The following is a 15,708-nucleotide window of genomic DNA, read 5'->3' on the forward strand; positions in this document are numbered from 1 at the left end:
AGTAGTGCTCAACGAGAGTTCGACATCCGTTGGGTCGGAGAGGTTCACGTCACGGAACAATGACTCGGAGTTCGGCGTCGCGCTCGGTTCGAAGGTACTGCCCACGATGAAACAGCAAAGGGGCACGCTGTGTATGGCTTTTGACGGAATTGACCCTTCCGATGACGATCGTGTGGTCGCCACCGTCGAGTTCGTCGACGATCGTGCATTCCAGCCACGCGGTCACGCCGTCGAGGATCGGAGCACCCAAGGGGCTTGGCTTCCAACGAATTCCGGTGAACTTTTCGGTCCCCGATCGCGCGAATTGATCACTGATCCACTGCTGGTCCGAGGCCAGAATGTTGATCCCGAGCGTGCCTGACTCTCGAATTCGCGGCCAAGACTGCGAATTTCGTGAAGGGGCGAACATCACAAGGGGTGGCTCGAGGGACAAGGACGCGAACGATTGACACGTCATTCCGTGCGGTTCGGCCCCGGCTGCCGTCACCACGATCACTCCGGAACCGAAAGAGCCCAGAGTGTTGCGCAGAGTCTTTGCGTCGATCGAGGTGCCGAAGGGGCCCCCGCTGTCGTACGTCGTCATAGAGTTCATTCCTGTTGCCTTCAGGGTCGAGATCGGTATTCGTGCAGTGACTACAGGACTGCAACCGCGTTGGCGGGCGAGCCCAGTCCGCCGACGAGGGACAGAGGTACCGACACGAACAGAAACTCCCAGTTCTGCCGAGCGCGAAGCCGTGAGGTCACCTGTTCGAAGTCGAACAACTCGCCCAGCGGGATCCCCAGCAAGGCGAGGAGTCTGCGGTGCAGACTGCCTGTCGCCGGGTCGCCTGGCGTGACCTCCACGGCCGGATTGTCCACGCTGACGGCTGAGATTCGCCAGTTCCACAACAGCTCCGCGGTTGCTTCGTCGGCCGCAAGTCCTGTGGATTCGAGACCACTCCTCTGGGCGGAGATCGCCGCACGGTCGCTGTAACTCAACGTGCGGTATGCCTCGAGCCATCCTGTGCGGACACACAGGATGTCTCCCGATCGGATCTCGACGCCCTGCGCCTCGGCGGTCGCCTTCAGGTCGTCGGCCGTGATCGAGCGCTCGGTCAACGGGTCGTAACCCGCCGGTGCGAGATACGCGGCCACGTCCAGGAGCACGCCACGGCCGAGGATGCCTGCCCGAGCCCAATGGTGGATGCTCAACCGGTCGTTGCCGGCCGACGGATCGTCCACCACGCCACCGTAGAACCCGTGCTGACGTACACGGTGATGCCGGAATCCGTCCCACTGTGTCGAGCCCTGAGGAAAGAACGAGTCGAGCCTGTCGTCCCACATGCTCCCTACGTTCCTCATGGTGTGCTGGAAAGGTTCTCGTCGAAACAGCGGGGGGTCGGGTTGATCCAGAGGAAGGCTCAGGCCTACCCGCTCGCCGGTGCGGACGAGGGACGTCGCACAACGCACCGCGGCCGCGTCGATGTGATTCAGTGTGCCCAGTTCGTCGTCGGTCCCGAAGACACCCCAGGCATGGTTGGCTGCGACGTCTTCCATACGAGGTAAATCCGAGTATCGAGGTAGAGCATCGGAATTCACCGGAGCGGAATCGGCAGGCATGATCCTGCTCATCACAACTCGGAATCGCCGGAGAGCAACCGGCCGGCGATGGTGCGTCGTTGGATCTCGGAGGTACCGTCCGGAATGCGGAGGGTACGGGCATGGCGCCATGCCTCTTCGAGACGGAGTTCGTTGGTCAGTCCCATCGCTCCGTGCACCTGCATTGCAGTATCGGTGACCCTGCTGAGCATCTCGGTACACATGGCCTTGGTCATGGACGTCTCTTTGATCGCTCGCTGTTTCTGCTCGACCAGCCAGGCGGTTCGAACCAAGGCGGATTTGCTTGCGTAGATGTCCATTGCCATCTCCGCCAGTTTGATCTGAATTGCTTGATGCTCGCCGATCTTGCTGCCGAAGGTCTCCCGCTGCTGGGCGTAGTCCACGGCCATGCCGAGTGCCCACCGGGCAAGTCCGACGCACATCGCCGACATGGAAAGGCGTCCCTTGCTGATGCCGAGTAGAGCGAGTTTGAGGCCCTCGTCGACCTCACCGATGATGTGATCGTGGGGGACCCGGAGGTTGTCCACATTCACGATGCCTATCCGTGAACCGACATGACCGAGAATCGGAATCACACTGCTGCAGTCGAATCCTTCGCTGCTGGTGTCCACGAAGAAAGCGGTGATCCCTCCGCGCCGCTGGCTGTTCAGTTCTGGGTCGGTCACCGCGAACAGAATGCAGTAATCCGCGTAGGGGGCGTTGCTGATCCACTGTTTCGAACCGTTGATGACCCACTCGTCGCCGTCCCTGACTGCCCGAGTGCGGATGCGTTGAACGTCCGAACCCGCACCCGACTCCGACAGGCCGAAACAAAGTGTCTTCTCGCCGGACGCTATGCCCGCAACGTACTTGTCGCGGACGCTCTGCTCGAGTTGGAGCAAGATAGGGCTGAGCCCGTTGGTGAAGACGGACGGTATGACGTTTTCATGGATCAGTACTCGGCTCGGGCCACAAACTCGGTTGAGCTCCTCCTGGATGTGAACGAGTGACAGTTCACCGAGTCCACCGCCGCCGAGAGCCTCGTGTCCGAACATCGTGTAGAAACCGGCCTCGGCCGCCGCCATGCGTACTTGAGTTTTCAGTTTGAGCACGTCCGGCATCAACAATCCGCGATTGTCGTACTGCGCACGCTCGTCCCCGAGCAGTTCGGCATGCTCTTTCTCGATGGGTTCTACGTACCGTCGTATGAAGCCCAGTACGCCGTCTGCGGTTTCTCGGGCTTCGTCGGAGATGGTGAAATCCATTGACCTAATTCGCTTTCGTGTTGAATGTGCGATTCGCTTCGTTTGCCGTGGCCTTCTCGACGTCGAGGGCGATCGACCGTGCCCAGATGTTGGTGAGTGTGGAGACGACCTGATCGATGTCGAGATCGTCACGTTCGCCCAGGACGAGATTGATGTAGGCGAAGTTGTTGATCATCGCGACAATCGCCTCGGCAGTGAGCTCGGCGGAGATGTCCTGGTCAGCGGCACTCTGACGCTGTAGGCGTTCGATACCGTGTTGGATCCGTCGGCTGAACTCCCGCCGGATCTTCATGCGGCTTTCTCTCATGTGTTCGTCGAAAGTCGCTACTTGTTCGACGATTCGGCTGAATTTCTTGGCGCGTTGCACCTCGATGAAGTACTGGCGCAGCGTGTACGCGAATCTGTCGGCAACCGTTCCATCGAAGTCGTCCGGTACGGACGTCAGGAGGTAGCGGTCTGCGACAACCGAATCCACCAGGTTGTAGAAGATGTCTTCTTTGGTCTGAAAGTAGATGTAGAAGGTGCCCTGGGCAAGACTGGCCTCACCGCATATGTCGGAGACGCGAGTGTCGAGGAATCCCTTGGTCTCGAACACGATGCGCGCCGCAGTGAGTAACCGTTCTCGAGTCTTGCGGCCGCGCGCGGTGCGCGGCTCGGTCGTCGGTTGTGACAGAGCCGAGGCGTGGTCCGAGGATGCGGCGCTCGAGGTGTTGGTTGCCATCATTTCACCCATCTTTGTCTTGCTCGGCCGGGATCTCGACTTCTCTCACACTGCTGTGTCTCAAAGTTGTGGGCGTACCTTCTCTGCGAACGCGGTCATCGATCGCAGGACCTGCTCTTGTGGTTGGCTGCCCGCGTCGAACCATGCGACCATTCCGCCGAGTCCGGTGTAGCTGTGGAACGAAGCCAGCTCTTCGGCGATCTGGTCGGGGGATCCGAGAAGCAGTGTCTTGCGTTCGATGTACTCGTCGTAGGTCAGTTCGTCGATGCCGAGGCCGACTTTGGCGCGGTTGCTCAGAAGTCCCACGTACCACATGTAGCCCTCCTCGTACTCCTTCTTGGCCTGTTCGAAGGTGTCCGCGATGTGGATTGCCTTGAGTTGTCCGGCGCGCGCGATGTTCTCGTCGATGGTGTCGAAGGAATGACCCGCCTCCCGCGCGGCCTCGCGGTACACCGTGACCAGGCGCCGCACGTCGTCTCGCGACGGGCGCTGTCCCAGTACGAAGGAAAAGCCTCGTTGCGCGGCTGACCGAAGCGACTCCTCGCTCGACGAGACCATCACGAAGACGGGTGGCGTCGGCTTCTGCAGGACCTCGGGGAACAGCTCGATTTCGTCGGCGACCTCGCCCTCGGCAGGCACCTGGTAATGCTTGCCCTTGTACTTCACCTTGCCGGTCTTCCACGCTTGCATCACGATGTCGAAGACTTCTTCGTAGCGCTCGTCGCGCTCGGATTCCGGGATTCCGTACGCCTGGAACTCCAAGCGGTCGTAGGCCTTGCCGATTCCGAAGTTCAATCGTCCGTCACTGAGCTGGTCCACGTAGGCGTAGTCCTCGGCGAGCCTGAGCGGATGATGCATCGGCAGACGCGACACTCCCGATCCGAGTCGAATTCGGGTGGTCGAGGCTGCGGCCGCGGCAAGCAACAGCTGCGCGGACGCGAGAATGCCGTAACGCCGGCCGTTGTGCTCGGCCACCCAGGCTTCTTCGAATCCAAGTCGGTCGGCGTGCTGGATCTGCTCGAGAGCCTTGTGTACCACTTCGTTGTGTGTATTCCACGGTGGCACGTTCGACAAGCTGAAGATGCCGTAGTGGGGGGTAGTCATGGTGCTCATCGGACTCCTGTCCGACCCGGCCCGGTAGGTGTTCGACCGCGCCGAGTCACTACATCGTGGGGTGTGGATGCCCCTGTGAATCTTGGGGCGAAGACACACTTGACTAAACATGACGCACGCGTCATTGTCAACGAGTGCAAGGTTGCCCGCAGATGCGGTAGCCGCAGCTCAGCACTGCTGCCAGCAGCCCATGCGGCCTGCTTCCGTGCGCTCGATCAAGCTGTCCTCGACGAGGGAGATGTTCAAACCGATGGCAAATATCAACACCGTGACCGGCGAAATCGACAGCCGGCATCTAGGGCGCGTGCTCATGCACGAGCATGTCTTCGTGATCAACCACGAGTACCAGGTCAACTACCCTCGGACGTGGGACGACGAGCTCCGAACGGCCGACGCGATCGCCAAGCTCGTGGCGCTGAAAGAAGCGGGGATCGACACGATCGTCGATCTGACCGTGCTCGGCCTGGGTCGAGACATTCGCCGTGTTCGTGCCGTTGCCGACAGGTCTCCGGTCACGATCGTTGCCGCTACCGGTTTCTACACCTTCACCGAGTTGCCGACGTATCTTCGGCTGAAGGGGCCCGGCCGGTTGATCGGCGGAGACGAGCCCATGGTCGAGATGTTCGTTCGGGACATCACCGAGGGTATCGGCGACACCGGTATTCGTGCGGGGATTCTCAAATGCGCCACCGACGCTCCCGGAGTCACGCCTGACGTCGAACGCGTACTGCGGTCGGTGGCCCGGGCTCACCTCGAGACCGGCGTTCCGATATCCACGCACACCGACGCGTCCACCCAGCGAGGATTGGACCAGCAGAAGATCTTCGTCGAGGAGGGAGTCGACCTCGGCGCGGTGATCATCGGGCACAGTGGTGATTCCGACGATTTCGACTATTTGCAGAGACTGCTCGACAACGGTTCCTACCTTGGAATGGATCGTTTCGGACTGGACAGCAAGCTCGCCTTCGACAAGCGCGTGGCAACCGTTGCCGAACTGGTGCGTCGCGGTTACGCAGAACGAATGGTGTTGTCCCACGACGCGTCCTGTCACAGTCATAACTTCCCCGACGACTACCGCGCGCAGCACTTGCCGAACTGGAAGCTCACGCACATATCGGAGGATGTTCTGCCTGCGCTGCTCGACGCCGGGGTCACGCAGCGCGACATCGACATCATGCTCGTCGACAATCCTCGTGCGATCTTGGCAGGACGGTCACAGTCGGTCGGGGACCGCCAGCTGTCCCGGCCCGCACCGGTGGCCGGCTCGTGACCGTCGTGAGCGGGCCTCGACCGATGACTTCGAGTCGACCCGGCCGGACGGCCGACGAGACCGTGGACGCACGTAGTGCGTCCGTCGGTCCCGCCCTGGTCGCTCTGCGGAGTGGCAGGGCTGTGGTGCTCGTCGACGACCACAATCCCCACGCGGACTGTGAGCTGGTATTCGCTGCACGCGATGCCACGCCGGACATGGTGTCGTTCGCCGTGCGACACACCTCCGGTTTCCTCGAAGTGTCGCTTCCGGCGGCCGAGGCCGACAGGCTCGACATTCCCGCGATGGTGTCCGGACGAGGAAGTGCCACCTCTCATGGCGTAGCGGTGGATGCGATCGGCGTCGGGACGGGCATCTCGGCCGTCGACAGATCCCGTACTATCGCGCTACTGGGTGAAAGTGGCACTGTTGCATCGCAGTTGACACGGCCGGGTCACGTCGTGACTTATCGTGCCCACGAAGCCGGTGTGTTCGCCGAGATGACGCTCGCCGAAGCCTCCTGCGACCTCGTGCAGCTAGCGGGAGCAGGTTTCGCAGCCGCGCGCGCAACTCTGATGTCCGAGCGCTTTCCGGCGGAGGCAGCCCGTCTGCCTGAGATCGAGGACTGGGCGCGAGTGCATGGGTGTGAAATCGTGACGGTGTCGGCTCTGGTGGCCTACCGTCTACGGTGCGGAGATTTCGGTGGAGACGACCTGAAACGATTCGAAATCCGCGTGCACGGAGCTGTCTTCGAGGCCGCCCGGTGGGACGACGGGGACATCGAGACGACAGCCCTGGTATTGGGCCCGGCCCCCCACCACGGAACTCCCGACATTCATACCGAGTGCCTGCACAGTGTCTTCGACGCCGAGGGGTGTCACTGCCGTGCAAGGCTCGTCGAAGCCACTCGGGCGATCGCCGATCGTGGAGAGGGAGTGCTGTTGTACCGCCGCGCACTGACTTCGTCCTCCGGCTTCGGCTCCCGGGCAGACATGCGGGCTCGCGTCGAAGTGGATTCGCCGCACACGTAAATCGAAGTATCACTTGATCGTTGGATTCCGAGAGGTAGAAAGTATGAGCGTAGTTCGAATCGAGCGAGAAGGAAGGGTCGCGGAGGTGATCCTCGATCGCCCGGACAAATTGAATGCCTTCGACGATCGACTGTTCAGCGAGTACAGCGATGCTCTGGCCGAACTGGGGGCGGACGCGGGGGTGTCCGTGATCATCGTGCGCGGCGAAGGTCGCGCATTCAGCGTCGGCTGGGATGTGAGCCGCAAACCGCGCGCAGCGGAGAACGGCTACGTGCACCGAACTGCACATGAGGACTGGGTGCGGTTGCGCTCGCACATCGGAGCCTTCTCTGCCGTCTTCGACGTTCCGAAACCGGTTGTGGCCTGCGTGCACGGTTACTGCATGGGCGGGGCAACCTTGATCCCCGCGTGCTCCGATCTTGCCGTAGTGGGCGACGACACGAGGATCGCATGGCCGGTCCTTCCGATCGGCGGTGGAATGCTCGGTCCGATGGCGATGTACTCGATCGGCCCGAAAAAGGCGAAGGAGCTGTCCTACACAGCCGGTAGCGGCATGATGGGGCCGGAAGCGGCTGCCCGCGGCTGGGCGAACTACTCGGTGCCCGAGTCCGAGGTACTGGGCAAAGCACGCGCACTCGCTGCCGACATCGCCAAGACTCCTCTGGACATGCTGGAGATCAAGAAGAGAGCGGCGAACGATGTTCTCGTTCGACAGGGCTTCCGGCAGACCTTGGACAACTGCGCAGGGTGGGATGCCCTCATCCATACCAGTGAAGGAAACCGTCGAATGGGCGCCGCCCTGGCCGATCTGGGGATTGCTCGAGCAACTGCGTGGTACGCCGAGGGCGGCTCGCTCACTCACTGATTCGTATTTTCTAACAAGGAGATTCATCGCTGTGCCTCGCTCTGTCATCGCCGTCATCGGTGCTTCACCCCGAAATTTCTGGACCAACTGCGCGATCCACAATCTGCGAACGTTGAACCCCGACGTCGACGTGGTACCGGTGACACCGAACCACCAGGTCGTCGCCGGAATCAATGCAGTTCCCGATATTGCATCGTTGCCGTCCACTCCTCGCGCTGCCATCGTCGCCATCCGCCGGGAGGCCAGTGTCGACGCGGTCCGCCAACTCACGGAGGCGGGCACGCGTGACATCGTCCTCGTGTCCGACGGGTTCGGTGAGCGCGGAGACGAGGTCGGCAACCGACTTCAGGCAGAATTGGTCGAGATCGTCACCGGCACGGACACGCGACTGTGGGGACCGAATTGTGTTGGATTCGTGGACTTCACCGAGAAGATTGCGGCCATCGCGGAACCAGCGTGGTTGGATACGCGGTCGGGTCCGGTGTCCATCGTCTCGCAGAGCGGCGCTCTGCTTTCCGCGCTGATCGCGGCCGCTGCCGAAGAGAACCTGGGTGTCGACTTCTGCGCGTCGACTGGAAACGGGACGATGCTCGGCGTACCCGAAGCTATCGAGTCGGCTTTGCGGCGTTCTACGACTCAGGTCGTGTGCGCCTACATCGAAGGCGTCTCCGAGCAGCAATTACAGGCGTTCGTTCACGCCTTCGAGTGCGCCCGCGAAGTGGGAAAACAAATCATCGTCATCAAGTCCGGTGTGTCCGAACGTGGTCGCCGTGCAGTTCTGTCCCACACCGCCAGTATCTCCGGTACCGACACGGTGTTGTCGGAGTTGTTTCGGCAACACGGCGTGCTGCGAGCCGACGGGGTCGACGAGCTGATGCGTTTGGCGACGCTGAACCTGCTCGGTGTCAAGACGGGCAGGCCACGCACAGTGTCGATCCTCGGTGGATCCGGCGGAGCCGCCGCGCTGTGCAGCGATCTTGCCGATCGCTACGGGGTCGATCTCACGGTGTTCGCCGACTCCACCGTGGAACGGATTCGTTCGTTGGCAGGGCCAGGATCGTTCATCGACAATCCGCTCGACGTGATCGGCGTCAAGCGTCGGGAGGGAGAGGAGAGCATCAACGGAACGGTGTTCGCCGACCCGAACACCGGGTTGGTCCTGTTGCCGTGGAGTGTTCAGTTTCCCTCCGAGACCGATCATGAATCGGTGCACACCTGGAACTGGAACGACCTTGCGCGGTTGTCGGCGGAGCATGAGATGCCGTTCGTCCTCACCTCGATTGCCCCTGCGCCGCTGACCGAATGGGTCGACGGCTATCGACACCGGCATCCGCACGTCGCAGTCGTACAGAATCTTCGGCTGACCTTCTCCGCTCTGGCCAAGCTGTTTCCAGTATCGGAGTCCGGTGGAGCAGAGGCCGCGGACTCGAAAGCCCTCGGCGAGACCGACTCGCGGGTACTCAGTGAGGCAGATTCGCGAATCCTCGTAGAGGCAGCGGGAGTTCCCGTCGTGCGTGGGGTACGGTCCGGGCCCGACGACGACATTGCGCACGTGGCAGCAGATCTGACGCCACCTTTCGCTGTGAAGGTCATCGCTCCGATCAGCCACAAGTCGCGGATCGGCGGCGTCGCACTGGGAATCAGTCAAGTCGGCGAACTTCCTGCGACGATCGAACAGATCGAGTCGAACGTGGTCGCAGCAGGTCTCTCTGCCGACGAGATCGAGGGTTACCTCGTCGAAGAGATGGTCTTCGGAAACGAGATACTGGTCGGTCTCAACACCGACCCGGTTCTGGGTCGCTACATCGTCGTCGGTCTGGGCGGCACGTCCACCGAGATCGCCAACCGGTCCACCACGCGCCTCCTTCCTCTCGGTCCAGGAGAGGCCGAGCACTTGCTCGACAAGGTCGGAATAACCGGCCACAAAGCCGCGATCGAAGCTCTGAACCGTTTGAGCGAGTCCTTCCTGAATTCTGAGCTTGCCGAGTATCAGACGGTGGAGATCAACCCGTTGATCGTGGCCGCATCCGACTGCTGGGCCGCCGACGCCGTCGTCACGAGGGTCGAATGACCACCGGAGCGGACACGCGCGCAAGCGGAGTCGCCGACGAAGGGAACACGATGTTCAGGACAACGGTCTCGGAGACGACGGTTTCGAAGACTACCGACTCGGAGACGGCCGACTCGGAGACGGCGGTTTCGGAGACGGCGGCGTCGGTGCTCCCCGTTCCCGACCGATGTTACGTCGGTGGGAAATGGATAGAAGCGGACTCCGGGGACACCATCGCAGTCCTCGATCCTGGCAATGGCGAACTGGTGGGGACTGTGCCGGCGTTGGGAAGGTCCGAGACCAGGCGCGCTGTGGAAGCCGCGGCATCCGCGCTGGACGACTGGCGCAACACGACCGCTGCGGGTCGCGCAGCAGTCCTCATGCGCATGCATGACCTGATGCTCGACCACACGGACAGCCTCGCTCGACTGCTCACACGCGAACAAGGTAAACCGCTTGCGGAGGCTGTTGCCGAAATCCGATCCGGTGCAGGCTTCCTGGAGTTCTACGCCGAAGAAGGGAAGCGGACGTACGGAGACGTCATTCCTACCGATCGCACCGACCGTAGAATCGTCGTGATCCGGCAGCCGGTCGGCGTGGTCGCAGCGATCACGCCATGGAATTTTCCCAGCTCGATGATCTTGCGGAAGATTGCCCCTGCCCTTGCTGCGGGATGCACGATAGTCGTCAAACCGGCCGAGCTGACACCGCTTTCAGCGCTGATTCTGGGGTATGTAGCGGACCTCGCAGGATTGCCTCCCGGAGTTCTGAACGTCGTCACCGGTGAACCGGACGTCGTCGGAGAAGTACTGGTTGCCAGTGACCTGGTGCGGAAGCTCACCTTCACCGGTTCGACGGAGACCGGCAGACATCTGATTCGTGAGTCCGCAGACACGCTGAAGCGTGTCTCGATGGAATTGGGCGGCAACGCCCCGTTCATCGTTCTCGATGACGCCGATCTCGACCTCGCGGTCGACGGCGCCGTCGCAACGAAGTTCCGTAACGCCGGTCAGACGTGTATATCCGCGAATCGCATCTACGTCCAGAGCGGTATCTACGAGCAGTTCGTCGATCGTCTGGCTGCCCGGGCCGCACAAATGAAGGTCGGCCACGGGCTCGCGCCCGCCACGGAGGTCGGACCGCTGATCGGTGACGAAGCCATCGCCAAGGTCGAGAGTCTGCTTGCCGACGCTGTCGGCTCGGGAGCGCGGGTGGTGACCGGCGGCTCTCGTCATCCTCAGGGCGGCTTGTATTTCGAGCCCACCGTGGTGGCTGACCTCGCCGATACGACGTCGCTGGGTTCCACCGAGATCTTCGGACCGGTCGCACCGGTGTACCGCTTCGATACGGTCGACGAGGTCGTTCGGTTGGCGAATGCGACCGAACATGGTCTCGCGGCCTACATTTACACCGAGAACTACCGCCGCGGATGGCTGATGGCCGAGGCTCTCGAGTATGGAATGGTCGGTGTGAACGAGGCTGCCCTCGCGACGGCAGTGGCGCCTTTCGGAGGTATCAAGGCCTCCGGTTTCGGGCGCGAGGGCTCGCGCCACGGAATCGTGGACTACACGGAGCTGAAATACATCTGCGTCGGTGGAATGAGCTGAAGCGGCACGTAGTCCGTCGGCCTCGGCGGCGGCTCACATCTTGCGGAGCCGCCGCCGATTCAGCGCTTCGACCAGATGATGCTTCGTCACACGGGAGTAGCGGCACTGGATCCACGTCCGCCGTCCACCGCAATTGTCTGCCCTGTCACGTAACTCGCAGATGGGGATGCCAGGAAGCATGCCACGGCTGCGACTTCTTCGGCGCGGCCCATTCGTCCCAAAGGGATGGTTTTTTCCCACCGGGTCCGGACTTCGCTGTCGGACCAGGCATCGTCGTTGATGGCCGTTCTGACGAATCCGGGATTGATGGCGTTCACCGTCACACCGTGAGGCGCCAACTCGGCAGCCATCTGTCGCGTCATTGCCACGACGCCGCCCTTCGACGCGGTGTATGCGGGATAGGCGTACCCACGGTCGGCAGCGCCCGATCCGATGTTGATGAGCCTCTTCGTCCCTGCGGTCGCCGGGTCGACGAGGTACGGGAGCGTCGCTTGCACGACCCGAAACGTGCCGGTCAGGTTGATGTCGAGCACATCCTGCCAGGTCTGCGGTGTCGTGGCCGCGATGTCCGACCGCACCAGCACGCCCGCCGCATTGACCACTACGTCGATGCGGTTTCGCCACGTACCGACGCGATCGATCGCCGAGGCCACGCCCAGGTCGTCCCGGACGTCGCATGGCACCAGCATCGCGTCGCCGTGTCCGCTGACGTCGGAACGGCGGACTGCAGCAGGCGACGCCGGGACGTTCTTGTCGAGCAGCGCGACGTGCACACCGGCCGCGATGAGTTGGTCTGCGATCGCGGCACCGATTCCCGAGGCTGCACCGGTCACCACCGCCACCCTTGCCTGAGGGGTCGTCATCGCAACCCTGTAGCAGTTCGCTGAAATGCGTTGGCGATCAATCCGAGTGGGAACATGCGGTTTCTCCCTGACGTGGACCGGTGTGGACTTGACTCAAACATGACGTGTGCGTCATTGTCAATGACGGCAACGCATCCGCAATTGCTCAGCGCGAGGGACAGAGGGCAGAATGAGTGAGCCTCTAGCAGGTATCCGGGTACTCGATCTCGGCCAGTACATCGCAGGACCGAGCGCCTGTCAGACTCTCGCAGACCTGGGTGCAGATGTGCTCAAGGTCGAAAGTTTGCGCGGTGAACAGGCCCGAAGTATAGGAATGTTCGGCGACTCGATGTTGCAGGCATACAACAGGGACAAGCGGAGCATCGCACTGGATCTGCGTCAGGAGAAGGCCCGAGAGATCCTTCATCGGTTGCTGGCGGAAAGCGATGTCCTGGTTCAGAATTTCCGCACCGGGTCTGCCGAGAGGTTGGGCATCGGTCCCGACGAGCTGACGCGCCGCTATCCGAGACTGGTCCACGGGAGCGTGACCGGGTTCGGGGCAGACGGGCCGTCGAGCAGTCGGCCGGGCCTCGACATCGCCGCACAGGCAGAGTTCGGGCTGATGCACGTCACGGGCGAGGCGGACGGAGATCCTCAGCGGCTGGGTCTGCCCGTCGCCGACGTCACTGCGGCCAATGCTCTTGCGACGGGGATCCTTGCGGCGCTCTATCGACGATCCACCACTGGTCGTGGTGCGCACGTCCAAACTTCGCTCCTCGAAGCGACACTCGCGATGCAGGCGTCCAACTGGGGGGAGTACACGCTGACGGGGGAGGCTCCGAAGCGTAAGGGCAATGGGCAGGCGCACGCAGCGCCCGCCGCCGATGTCGTGAATCTGATCGACGGTCAGATCGTGCTGTCGGCATACACCGACGACAAGTGGTCGGCACTGTGCCGTCTCATCGGCCGCGAGGACATGATTGCCGATCCACGTTTCGTGGACAATCCGGCGCGTGTCGCGCACCGCGCCGAGCTCATGTCCACACTGTCGGAGGCCTTCGGCACGATGACACGAGACCAGGCGGTCGACGCACTCGTATCCGCCGGGATCGTGTGTGGGGCAATACGTTCTCTGCACGGATTGGCCGAGGACAAGGATGTGATGGCGTCGGGTGTGCTCGTGGACGTTCGGGGACAGAGTGGTTCGGCATTCACGAGTCCAGGACTGGCATTCACGGTCGACGGGCGGCGGCGCACGGAGTCGACAGCTGCACCGGAAACGGGGCAGCACACCTCGGATGTTCTGTCCGAACTCGGATACACCGAGACCGAAGTGGACCAATTGCTTGCCGACCACATCGTCGGAACCTCTACAGCCGACCGTTACGCACGAAAGGTGTCCCGTTGATTGCTCCGGAAGTACTGGACTACGATTTCCCTACCTATCTCGAGGTAATCGCCGACTTCACCGCGAACGAACTGATTCCATCCGAGAACGAGATGGTGGAGGCGGGTGAGGTTCCCTCTCGGATCGTGGATCGGATGGCGGCACTCGGTCTTTTCGGAATTTCCATACCGCGCTCGTACGGCGGTCTCGAATGGTCGATGGAACAGCAAGTTCAGCTCACACTCGAGTTCACGCGCGCGTCGTGTGTCTATCGGTCTCGCTTTTCCACAGTGATCGGGTTGTGCTCGCAGGCAATTCTCGATCACGGTACCGAGGAGCAGCGCACGAGGATGCTGCCCAAGATGGCAGCAGGTGAGTTGATCACCGCCTTCGCGTTGACAGAGGAGGAGGCAGGTTCCGACGCTGCACACCTGCGTAGCACAGCCCGTCGCACAGGGGACACGTACATTCTGGACGGAAGCAAGCGCTACATAACGAACGCGGCATGGGCCGATGCGTTCCTTGTCTTCGCACGAACGGACGAATCCGACGACGGAGCAGGAGGAGTATCAGCACTTCTGGTCGATGCTGATTCGCCGGGCGTGCGTACCGTCCTGCCCACGATCATGAACGGACACGCCGAAGCCCCGGTAGGGGAGATCCATTTCGACCGAGTGGAAGTGCCTGCGCGGAACCTCCTCGGAGGCGTCGAAGGAGCCGGGCTCACAATGGCTTTGCGCGGAATCAACCATGCACGGCTACACGTCGCGGCGACCTGCGTCGGCCAGGCGACACGGATGTTGGAAGAAGCGTCGTCGCATGTGAACGGACGCAACCAGTTCGGTGCCCCGCTGGCCGACCTCGGTGCTGTCCAGGCATCTCTCGGAGCCAGCTTTGCCGAACTCGAGGCCGGGCGTGCGCTGACGATGGAAAGTGCGCGTGCTTTCGATGCCGGCGAGATTCCGCGTCATCGCATCGCCGCGGCAAAGCTGTACAGCTCGGAAATGGCCAGTCGAGTCGCTGACAGGTGCGTTCAACTACTCGGCGGTGAAGGCATCGTCGGTCCGCACCCGATTCCGCGAATGTGGCGCGATGTTCGCGCACTGCGAATCTACGAAGGATCATCACCGATTCACGAACGGAACCTCGCCCGGGCCATGACCAAGCAAGTTCGTTCGGACGGAACGCTGCCGGACTCCTATCGGGTCTGATTCGCGGAAGCAGAGAGTAGTAGTCGATGAATCGAAGTGAGACGGGGACTGTTCGAACGCGTGCACTCTGGACGTGGTTACGTTCGGGGGTCGATCCCGACCCACGCTTCACTCTCGCCAACGAACGCACCTTCTTGGCCTGGATGCGAACGAGCACCGCATTCATCGCATCGGGTCTTGGAGTGGAGGCCTTCGGCGGAGATGTACTCGCCTCGTCGGTCCGGATCGCTTTGGCCGCTCTGCTCCTCCTCACCGGTGCAGTGACAGCAACAGTTGCGTTCGTTCACTGGATTCGAGCAGAGCGCGCACTACGTCTCGGTCGTAGTCTGCCGATGCCGTGGATGGCACCTGTCGTCGGCGTGGTCCTCGTCGTGTGCGCATTGGTTCTGATCGTAGAAATAGTGCAATGACGAAGCTCGGAGTGCAGGACACCGGCCTGCAACTCGAACGTACTTCGTTGTCCTTCGTTCGGACCTGTTTGTCGATGTTCGGGGTGACCATCCTCTGCCTCCGTTTCTTTCCGACTCACGACGCGATTGCACTCGTCGGCCCTGTCGTCGCCGGGATCCTCGTGGCCGCAGCGGCAACCTGTGAATATCGCTCGAGGTCAGTGCGAGCGGCACGATTCGCGGAGGAACACGCTCATCCGGCACTTGTAGTCGGTGCGCTTCTGGCTGCCGGCGTCCTGCTGCTGGGTGCGAGCTGTGCGTGGTTGCTTCTCGGTTGACGGAGCCCGACCCGATCGAGTCGACGGATGTTCGGGCCACGCGGACGTAGGTTGTCCGAGGA

General features: G+C 62.0%; 15 protein-coding genes. 9 read left to right on the forward strand and 6 right to left on the reverse strand.

Going from position 1 to position 15,708, the window contains the following annotated elements:
- Positions 1-49: 49 nt before the first annotated feature.
- From ACFULT_RS12250 to ACFULT_RS12270, 5 genes are read right to left on the reverse strand one after another with little or no spacing between them, the layout of a single operon-like run.
- Positions 50-583 carry a flavin reductase family protein gene (locus tag ACFULT_RS12250; RefSeq protein WP_378481573.1) on the reverse strand — a complete coding sequence of 178 codons (534 nt, stop codon included), beginning with the start codon at positions 581-583 and terminating at the stop codon, positions 50-52.
- A 50-nt stretch (positions 584-633) separates the two neighbouring features.
- The gene (locus ACFULT_RS12255) at positions 634-1,599 is read right to left on the reverse strand and encodes a cyclase family protein (RefSeq protein ID WP_378481574.1); all 966 of its coding nucleotides are present in this window, start codon (positions 1,597-1,599) and stop codon (positions 634-636) included.
- Positions 1,600-1,610: 11 nt separating this feature from the next.
- Positions 1,611-2,843: an acyl-CoA dehydrogenase family protein gene (locus ACFULT_RS12260; RefSeq protein ID WP_378481575.1), complete on the reverse strand. Its 1,233-nt coding sequence runs from the start codon at positions 2,841-2,843 to the stop codon at positions 1,611-1,613.
- 4 nt (positions 2,844-2,847) lie between these two features.
- Complete coding sequence (locus ACFULT_RS12265) at positions 2,848-3,564, reverse strand: TetR/AcrR family transcriptional regulator (RefSeq protein WP_378481576.1); 717 nt, start codon at positions 3,562-3,564, stop codon at positions 2,848-2,850.
- Positions 3,565-3,624: 60 nt separating this feature from the next.
- Positions 3,625-4,677: an LLM class flavin-dependent oxidoreductase gene (locus ACFULT_RS12270; RefSeq protein WP_378481577.1), complete on the reverse strand. Its 1,053-nt coding sequence runs from the start codon at positions 4,675-4,677 to the stop codon at positions 3,625-3,627.
- 250 nt (positions 4,678-4,927) lie between these two features.
- Here ACFULT_RS12270 and ACFULT_RS12275 point away from each other — a divergent pair, with 250 nt between their 5' ends.
- From ACFULT_RS12275 to ACFULT_RS12295, 5 genes are read left to right on the forward strand one after another with little or no spacing between them, the layout of a single operon-like run.
- A complete protein-coding gene (locus tag ACFULT_RS12275; protein WP_378481578.1) occupies positions 4,928-5,947 on the forward strand; it encodes a phosphotriesterase in 1,020 nt (339 codons plus the stop codon).
- A gap of 23 nt (positions 5,948-5,970) precedes the next feature.
- Complete coding sequence (locus tag ACFULT_RS12280; RefSeq protein WP_378481579.1) at positions 5,971-6,957, forward strand: 3,4-dihydroxy-2-butanone-4-phosphate synthase; 987 nt, start codon at positions 5,971-5,973, stop codon at positions 6,955-6,957.
- 43 nt (positions 6,958-7,000) lie between these two features.
- Positions 7,001-7,822: an enoyl-CoA hydratase/isomerase family protein gene (locus tag ACFULT_RS12285; protein ID WP_378481580.1), complete on the forward strand. Its 822-nt coding sequence runs from the start codon at positions 7,001-7,003 to the stop codon at positions 7,820-7,822.
- A 31-nt stretch (positions 7,823-7,853) separates the two neighbouring features.
- On the forward strand, positions 7,854-9,893 hold the full coding sequence (locus tag ACFULT_RS12290) for an acetate--CoA ligase family protein (RefSeq protein ID WP_378481581.1): 2,040 nt from the start codon (positions 7,854-7,856) through the stop codon (positions 9,891-9,893).
- The gene (locus ACFULT_RS12295; RefSeq protein ID WP_378481582.1) at positions 9,890-11,479 is read left to right on the forward strand and encodes an NAD-dependent succinate-semialdehyde dehydrogenase; all 1,590 of its coding nucleotides are present in this window, start codon (positions 9,890-9,892) and stop codon (positions 11,477-11,479) included. The genes ACFULT_RS12290 and ACFULT_RS12295 overlap by 4 nt, the downstream gene beginning before the upstream one ends.
- An 86-nt stretch (positions 11,480-11,565) precedes the next feature.
- On the opposite strand, the gene ACFULT_RS12300 is transcribed toward ACFULT_RS12295, so the two are convergent.
- Positions 11,566-12,342 carry an SDR family NAD(P)-dependent oxidoreductase gene (locus ACFULT_RS12300; RefSeq protein ID WP_378481583.1) on the reverse strand — a complete coding sequence of 259 codons (777 nt, stop codon included), beginning with the start codon at positions 12,340-12,342 and terminating at the stop codon, positions 11,566-11,568.
- A 169-nt stretch (positions 12,343-12,511) separates the two neighbouring features.
- On the opposite strand from ACFULT_RS12300, the gene ACFULT_RS12305 reads away from it, so the two are divergent.
- Genes ACFULT_RS12305 through ACFULT_RS12320 form a run of 4 tightly spaced genes read left to right on the forward strand, consistent with a single transcriptional unit; the run spans position 12,512 to position 15,646 of the window.
- Entirely contained in the window at positions 12,512-13,729 is a 1,218-nt protein-coding gene (locus ACFULT_RS12305) for a CaiB/BaiF CoA transferase family protein (protein ID WP_378481584.1), read from the forward strand.
- A complete protein-coding gene (locus ACFULT_RS12310; RefSeq protein WP_378481585.1) occupies positions 13,726-14,919 on the forward strand; it encodes an acyl-CoA dehydrogenase family protein in 1,194 nt (397 codons plus the stop codon). The genes ACFULT_RS12305 and ACFULT_RS12310 overlap by 4 nt, the downstream gene beginning before the upstream one ends.
- Positions 14,920-14,945: 26 nt before the next feature.
- Positions 14,946-15,329, forward strand: coding sequence for a YidH family protein (locus ACFULT_RS12315; RefSeq protein WP_378481586.1), 384 nt, complete (start codon positions 14,946-14,948; stop codon positions 15,327-15,329).
- Positions 15,326-15,646, forward strand: coding sequence for a DUF202 domain-containing protein (locus ACFULT_RS12320; RefSeq protein WP_378481587.1), 321 nt, complete (start codon positions 15,326-15,328; stop codon positions 15,644-15,646). The genes ACFULT_RS12315 and ACFULT_RS12320 overlap by 4 nt, the downstream gene beginning before the upstream one ends.
- Positions 15,647-15,708: the final 62 nt, after the last annotated feature.

It is taken from the genome of Rhodococcus sp. NPDC057297, assembly GCF_042667435.1.
In the GTDB taxonomy this organism is placed as follows: domain Bacteria; phylum Actinomycetota; class Actinomycetes; order Mycobacteriales; family Mycobacteriaceae; genus Rhodococcoides.